This is a genomic window from Mesorhizobium sp. M0808, assembly GCF_040320025.1.
Lineage (GTDB): Bacteria > Pseudomonadota > Alphaproteobacteria > Rhizobiales > Rhizobiaceae > Mesorhizobium.
Window position 1 is genome coordinate 1 of record NZ_JAMYOX010000143.1, and the last position, 592, is coordinate 592.

General features: G+C 63.9%; 1 protein-coding gene. It reads left to right on the forward strand.

Features of this window, described 5'->3' with window-relative positions; genetic code table 11:
- Positions 1–592 (forward strand): HAD-IC family P-type ATPase (locus NKI25_RS36365; protein ID WP_353000999.1); only part of this gene is annotated, 592 nt, incomplete at both ends.

Sequence of the window (592 nt, forward strand, 5' to 3'; positions counted from 1 at the left end):
TGGTGCTGCGCGACGGTGGCGCACGCGACTATCTGCCGGTTGGCGAGATCGAACCGGGCATGCTGTTGCTGATAGCGGCCGGCGAAAGGATCCCCGTCGACGGCAAGATCACGCGTGGGACATCGGACGTCGACTGCTCGCTGGTTTCGGGAGAGAGCACGCCCAGAAGCGTGGCTCCAAACGATGCCGTCCAGGCCGGCGTGCTCAACCTTACCGGCCCGCTGACCATCGAGGCGACAGCCGCCGCGAAGGATTCGTTCCTGGCGGAAATGGTTCGGCTGATGGAAGCCGCCGAGGGCGGTCGCGCACATTACCGCCGCATCGCCGATCGCGTTTCAGCACTCTATGCTCCAGTTGTTCATCTCACCGCCTTCGTGACATTCCTTGGCTGGATGGCGGCAACCGGCGACTGGCATCGGGCGATAACCATCGCCATCGCCGTTTTGATCATCACATGTCCGTGCGCGCTCGGGCTCGCCGTGCCGATCGTCCAGGTGGTCGCCGCGCGGCGGCTGTTCGAGAACGGCATCATGGTCAAGGATGGTTCGGCCATGGAGCGCCTGGCAACGATTGATGCAGCGGTGTTCGACAA